The organism is Pseudoruminococcus sp., assembly GCF_047012705.1.
Classification (GTDB): domain Bacteria; phylum Bacillota; class Clostridia; order Oscillospirales; family Acutalibacteraceae; genus Pseudoruminococcus.
In genome coordinates this window covers 97,300-104,360 of the sequence record NZ_JBKXNW010000005.1, presented here as the reverse complement: position 1 = coordinate 104,360, position 7,061 = coordinate 97,300, and the positions used below count along the sequence as shown (strand labels likewise).

Sequence of the window (7,061 nt, the reverse complement as noted above, 5' to 3'; positions counted from 1 at the left end):
GCAGGGTTGAGGGACGGAGTCCCTCATGGGTTTTAAGGGCAACGCCCTTAACATTCTTTGCTCTTTTAGCGGCGGATTTTATCCGCCGCTTTTTCTTTTGTTAGTAACATTAATAAAAAAGTGTCGGAAAAAGTCCGACACTTTAATAGATATTAAGAGCTTCGCCCTTAAAATCCACCAAAGGCTCTGCCGTAGGTGACTACCTTTGTAAACCGCAAGCTTTTGAAAAAGCTTGACCTAAACTTTAAGTGTTTAAAATAAGTGCGTTAGATAATTGTAAATAAATGAATATATTTAAAAGTTTAGGCTCATAATAATCTTGGTGATTATTATGAAAGAGCTTATAAAAGATGCAGAAGTTTTTGCGATCGGTGGTTTATCCTATGGTGCGATAGAAATTATGTGGCGACAGTATACACATTGGACAATGGTTATTACAGGAGGAGTATGTTTTTATACTTTATATAAATTGAGCAAAGGCAAAGAAAAAATGCCCCTCTGGAAAAAGTGCTTACTTGGAAGTGCTGTTATAACAACTGCAGAATTTCTCACAGGAATAATTGTAAATATGATATTCGATATGAAGGTATGGGATTATTCCGGATTGCCATTCAATCTTTTCGGTCAGATTTGTTTGCTTTATAGTGTTCTTTGGGCATTGCTTGCTATACCGATTGATGTTGTATGCAAAGCATTAAGAAAGCATTTAGAGGCATAAGAATTATATCTAAAAAATACTATATCTTTTAAAAATAAAAATGGCAGAACTTCAAATTGAAATTCTGTCATTTTTTCTTTGCTATTGAGCTTCGGAAGAAGTATCTTTATCAAAAAGTGCAACAGCTTTATTTCCCCGAGATGCAAGAACTTTTTCAAATTGTGTCTTGCTATATTCTACATCACCAAGAATAGGGTCTGCTATTTTTACTGTTTTTTCGGTATATCCCATAAGCACACTGCAATGGTCATTCTGACTCCATTCTAAGTGTTTGCCGCTTTCTGTGTACCAATCTTCAGTTTCCCACCTGTCTGCCATTTCTATTGTTGTCCAAACAACAATAGGTTTATCTTGAGAAACATATTTATATAATTCTGAAAAATCACAGCCACTTAAATCTTTAGCCACATATTTGGCATTTTTATCTGATAGGAATTTGTTTGCTGCGGTTACTATTGCACCTGTTCCACAAACATAGCCATATACGCTCGTTGGGTCGCCTAAAAAATAATTATCTGAATCAGGTCCCATAAGCTTATTATTTTCATAGTAGGTAGAATATTCGGTCGTTGGAAGATATTCTGTTGCAAGCTCAACCTTATCAGGATTAAGACCGTAATAGTTCAGCACCATAGTAAGCGCTGTAATTTCACAACCCGTTGGAAGCTCAGGAAGCTGATCGATAACTTCAAAATCCTTTATAGTATGAGAAACCGGAATTGAATTTTTGTCATTTTTTGATACTTCTGTAGTGGCTTGAGGTTTACTCGCCGGAGATTTAGAAGCGATAGTTTGTTTAGGTTTTTCAGATGAAGTTGTTTGTTGATTTGATGTTTGTTTTGCGGAACAGCCTGAAAGAATAGTGGTTGATAATAAGATAAGAATAATTAATTTTTTCATATTGATTCCTTACTTTAATAAAAATTTTAATTAGATTATACTCTAATTTTAAGAAATATCAATCTTAGTTTATACATATAAATGTCAAAAAAATGTAAAAATATATACAATGAAAATTTAATCGTTATTTATGTATAAATTTGCATTTATACATAATGTTAATTTTGGTTGAAATTTGTTTGAATATAAAAGACAAAAAATTATAAAATATGTTATGAAATTAAATTTTAAGAAGTTATAATTTTAAAATATTATATTATGAAGAAATATGTATAATTTTTTATGAACAAACTTTTACAATAGTGTAAAAATAAATAAGTTTTTTAAAGGTGAAAATAAAAAAATTATGCTCTTGAAAAACATTGATAAAAATTTATCAAAGAATTATAAATAAATTTCATATTGTATATATAGTGGTAAAAGCATAACCTGAAACATCATATTGTGCTTTTTAGCTTTTAAATTATAATTGTGTTATATACAGTAACTATAATATAGTTTTTTCTTTTTCCAAAAAAATTATGCTTAAATTTTACCTAAAATATCGTTAAAAAACTTGCACTATAAATTGTAGTGTGTTATAATAGCTTACACAACTCAAAGACGCTTTAACTGATTTTTTTCGATAAATTTCTTCGCAGGAATTTTATATCTAAAAAAATTTCGTTAAACGCTTTACTAAAATTTTACCGGTTGTAGATTGGTATATAGGAAGGGGATTCTCGATGAAAGAATTTACACAATGGGAAGGCTTTGAAGGTAGCATTTGGAAAGAAGAAGTCAATACTCGTGACTTTATCCAGAAGAACTATCGTCCATATGACGGTGATTCATCTTTCCTTGCTGGCCCTACAGAAGCTACAAACACTCTTTGGGGTATTCTCCAAGGACTTCAGAAGGAAGAAAGAGCTAAGGGCGGCGTTCTTGATATGGATACTCATATCGTTTCTACCCTTACATCTCATAAGCCAGGCTATATAAGCGAAGAAACAAAGGATCTTGAGAAGGTTGTTGGTCTTCAGACAGATAAGCCTCTTAAGCGTGCATTTATGCCTCTTGGCGGTATTAAGATGGCTGAGCAGGCTTGCGAAACAAACGGCTATACTCCTGACCCGGAGCTTCACAAGATTTTCACAGAGTATGCAACAACTCATAACCAGGGAGTTTTTGATGCATATACTCCTGAAATGAAGAAGGCTCGTCACAATAAGATTATCACAGGTCTTCCAGACACATATGGTCGTGGAAGAATCGTTGGTGACTATCGTCGTGTTGCTCTCTACGGTATTGATTTCCTTATCGAAGAGAAGAAGAAGGATTTCGCTAACTGTGGCGATGGCACAATGACAGACGATGTTATCAGACTTCGTGAGGAAATTTCTAAGCAAATCAGAGCTTTGAACGACATGAAGAAAATGGCTGCTTCTTACGGCTATGACATTTCTGTTCCTGCTAAGGACGCTCATGAAGCTGTTCAGTGGCTCTATTTCGGATACCTCGCAGCTATCAAGACTCAGAACGGTGCTGCAATGAGCGTTGGCCGTATCTCAACATTCCTTGATATTTATATTCAGAGAGATATGGATAACGGCAAGCTCACAGAGTCTGAGGCTCAGGAGCTTATCGACCATCTCGTTATGAAGTTCAGAATGGTTAAGTTTGCTCGTATTCCTTCTTACAACCAGCTCTTCTCTGGTGACCCGGTTTGGGCTACACTCGAAGTTGGTGGTATCGGCGTAGACGGCAGATCTATGGTTACAAAGAACGACTTCCGTTTCCTCCATACACTTGAGAATATGGGACCTTCCCCAGAGCCAAACCTCACAGTTCTTTACTCATCAGCTCTTCCTGCTGAATTCAAGAAGTATGCTTCTTATATTTCTATCAAGACAAGTTCTGTTCAGTATGAGAACGACGATGTTATGAAGCCGGTATGGGGCGATGACTACTCAATCTGCTGCTGCGTATCTGCAACACAGACAGGTAAGGAAATGCAGTTCTTCGGTGCAAGAGCTAACCTTGCTAAGTGCTTGCTCTATGCTATAAACGGCGGTGTTGATGTTAAGACTCGTGATCAATGTGGTCCTGCATATCGTCCAATCACTTCTGAAATTCTCAACTATGACGAGGTTATCGAGAAGTATGACAAAATGATGGATTGGCTTGCTGGTCTTTATGTAAATACACTTAACCTCATTCAGTATATGCATGATAAGTACTTCTATGAGGCTGCTGAAATGGCTCTTATCGACACAGAAGTAAGAAGAACATTTGCAACAGGTATTGCAGGCTTCTCTCATGTTGTTGACTCACTCAGTGCTATTAAGTATGCTACTGTTAAGACAGTAAGAGATGAAACAGGTATCGTTGTTGACTATGTAACAGAGGGTGACTTCCCACGCTACGGTAATGATGATGACAGAGCTGATGAAATCGCTATCTGGCTTCTCAGAACATTCCTTGATAAGATTAAGAAGCATCACACATATCGTAACTCTGAGCCTACAACTTCTATCCTTACTATTACATCTAATGTTGTTTATGGTAAGGCAACAGGTTCTATGCCTGACGGAAGAAAGGCCGGCGAGCCACTTTCTCCTGGTGCTAACCCAAGCTACGGCGCAGAAAAGAGCGGTCTTCTTGCTTCTCTTAACTCTGTTGCAAAGCTTCCATATCACTGGGCACTTGATGGTATTTCTAATACTCAGACAATCAACCCAGACGCTCTCGGTCACTCAGATGACGAGCGTGTAGGTAACCTTGTACAGGTTATGGACGGATATTTTGACCAAGGCGCACATCACCTCAATGTTAATGTATTCGGCAAAGAGAAGCTCATCGACGCTATGGAGCATCCTGAGAAGGAAGAGTATGCTAACTTCACAATCCGTGTTTCTGGTTATGCAGTTAAGTTTATTGACCTTACTCGTGAACAGCAGCTCGATGTTATTTCTCGTACTTGCCACGCAACAATGTAATTATGGCTGATACAATAGGTTATGTTCATTCTCTCGAATCCTTTGGCCTTGTTGACGGGCCTGGAGTAAGATTTGTTGTATTTTTGCAGGGCTGTAATCTAAGATGTAAGTTCTGCCACAACCCTGAAACATGGAGCTGCAAGGGCAAAAATGTTGAGGAATGGACTGCTGAAAAATTATTTGAGCGTATCTATCGTTATCGTAAATATTGGGCAAAAAACGGTGGTATCACTGTAAGTGGCGGAGAACCTCTGCTTCAGATGGACTTTATGATTGAGCTTTTTGAAATTGCTAAAAAGCATAATGTTCATACTGCGATTGATACCGCAGGACAGCCTTTTGATGATAACAATCCCGAATGGATGGATAAATTCAAAAAGCTTATGTCTATGACCGATTTGGTTATACTTGATCTCAAAGAAATGGACCCTGAAAAGCATAAGAACCTTACTGGTTTTGATAATGCTAACATTCTCAGAATGGCAAGGTGGCTTTCAGATAACGGAAAGAAAATGTGGCTTCGTCATGTTCTCGTTCCTGGTATTACTGACGACCCGGCAGGTCTTGAGGAAATGCATAAGTTTATTTCAGAACTTAATACTGTTGATAGGGTAGAAATTTTGCCATATCACACTCTTGGCTTAATGAAATGGGAAGAGCTTAAAATGAAATATCCACTTGAGGGCGTTCCTGTGCCTACAAAGGAACAAGTTGAAGAAGCTCAGAAAATTCTTCATACGGCTGATTATTTGCAATAAAATATAATATTAAAGGACAATGCTGATTTGAAAATTTCGGCATTGTCCTTTTTGTTTGTTATCGTTTTTTATTGCAAGGGGCAGCAAGGTTTACAACTATTGCTTTGTGCCTTGTCATTGCCTCGATTGAATATTTGATACCTTGTGTTCCCATACCAGAGGATTTAACGCCCAAGAATGGAAAATGGTCTGGTCCTCTCTCGGTCTTATTATTGATTTGTACTGTTCCGACTTCTAATTTTCTTGCTATTGTAAAGGCTTTTCCTATATCGCTTGTGAAAACTGAGGATTGTAGTCCATATTCGGAGCGATTTGCTATTGAAATAGCTTCATCAATGTTTTTGACACGAATTATAGGCAAGATTGGCCCGAATGGTTCTTCCCATGCAACCTCCATATCTGTTGTTACATAGTCTAAAACTGTTGGTGAGATTAGCTTATCGTTTCGAGTGCCACCTGTGATAACTTCTGCACCTTTTGTTACAGCACTTTCGATTAAACCGAAAACATAATCAGCGGATTTATCATTTATCAGAGGAACTATGCTTACATCTTCGTGTGGAGAACCACTTTTTAATTTTAAAGTTTTTTCTTTGAGCAGAGCAACAAATTGGTCGGCTATGCTCTCCATAACGAGTATGCGTTTTACGGCGGTACATCTTTGACCCGAATAAGAAAACGCACCTGCGACACACTGTTCGGCGGCATAGTCGAGATTGCAGTCATCAAGGATAATTGCGGCGTCTTTTCCGCCAAGCTCAAGCATAATCGGAATCATTCCACAGTTTTTTGCAATGTGATGACCAACGGCGGTACTTCCTGTGAAATTTATAAAATCAATATTAGGGTGGGTTATTAGGTAGTCGCCAATTTCTGAGCCACTGCCTGTAACGGTATTAAGAACACCATCGGGTAAACCGGCCTCTTTGAATACTAAGGCAAGATATAGGGCACTTATACCGCCTTGTGAGGGTGGTTTTAAAACAACAGTATTTCCTCCCATAAGTGCGGGTGCAATTTTGGATACAGAAAGGTTTACAGGATAATTAAATGGAGAAATTGCAAGAACTGTTCCAAGAGGTTCTCTTGTGACATATGAAAGCTTGTCCCTACTTCCGCCTGGAAAATTTTCTCCATAAACGGCTGTTCCTTCAAGGGATTTGCCTATGTCGGCAGTATATCTCAGAAAATCTACTGTGCGTTCTACTTCGCTTTCGGCAGAGGCTTTGTCCTTTGCGATTTCCATAGTTATAACATGAGAAATAACCTGTTTATATTCTTTTAGTAGGTCTGCGGCACGATAGAGATATTCCGCTCTCATATACATAGGTGTTTCTTGCCATAGATTTTGAGATTTCTTGGCAACATTCATAGCATAATCTATATCTTCACAGCTCATTGCAGGAACAGTACCAATCAATGAACCATCAATAGGGGAGAAGATTTTAAGATTAGCATTATTTGTTGCAAAAAGCCAATCGCCACCTATTAGATTTTTATAATTTTTTTCCGAATCATAAAGTCCGTTTAACATTCAATAATCACTCCTTAATATATAGAGTATGTGAATGTTAAGCGGACTTAATTCATTTTTATATTAAATTCGTTTAATTAGTAGATTGCATCTTGACAGCGGCGGCTCGCCACCTTGAGCGAAATTTTCAATTTAAAAACTTCGACGCGAATAGCAAATATAATTTAACGAAA

Annotated in this window: 5 protein-coding genes; 3 read left to right on the top strand and 2 right to left on the bottom strand. The window is 37.5% G+C overall.

The genetic code is table 11. From position 1 onward, the window contains the following. The first annotated feature begins 331 nt into the window (after positions 1-331). The gene (locus ACLU24_RS06320) at positions 332-718 is read left to right on the top strand and encodes a putative ABC transporter permease (protein ID WP_412611121.1); all 387 of its coding nucleotides are present in this window, start codon (positions 332-334) and stop codon (positions 716-718) included. 81 nt (positions 719-799) lie between these two features. Here the strand turns inward: ACLU24_RS06320 and ACLU24_RS06315 are convergent, their stop codons facing one another. Continuing rightward, the gene (locus ACLU24_RS06315; protein ID WP_412611119.1) at positions 800-1,618 is read right to left on the bottom strand and encodes a C39 family peptidase; all 819 of its coding nucleotides are present in this window, start codon (positions 1,616-1,618) and stop codon (positions 800-802) included. 725 nt (positions 1,619-2,343) lie between these two features. On the opposite strand from ACLU24_RS06315, the gene pflB reads away from it, so the two are divergent. After that, positions 2,344-4,596, top strand: a complete 2,253-nt coding sequence (gene pflB, locus ACLU24_RS06310; protein WP_412611117.1) for a formate C-acetyltransferase — start codon at positions 2,344-2,346, stop codon at positions 4,594-4,596. 2 nt (positions 4,597-4,598) lie between these two features. Next, entirely contained in the window at positions 4,599-5,354 is a 756-nt protein-coding gene (gene pflA / locus ACLU24_RS06305) for a pyruvate formate-lyase-activating protein (RefSeq protein ID WP_412611116.1), read from the top strand. Positions 5,355-5,412: 58 nt separating this feature from the next. Here the strand turns inward: pflA and ACLU24_RS06300 are convergent, their stop codons facing one another. Then, positions 5,413-6,888 carry an NADP-dependent glyceraldehyde-3-phosphate dehydrogenase gene (locus tag ACLU24_RS06300; protein WP_412611114.1) on the bottom strand — a complete coding sequence of 492 codons (1,476 nt, stop codon included), beginning with the start codon at positions 6,886-6,888 and terminating at the stop codon, positions 5,413-5,415. Positions 6,889-7,061: the final 173 nt, after the last annotated feature.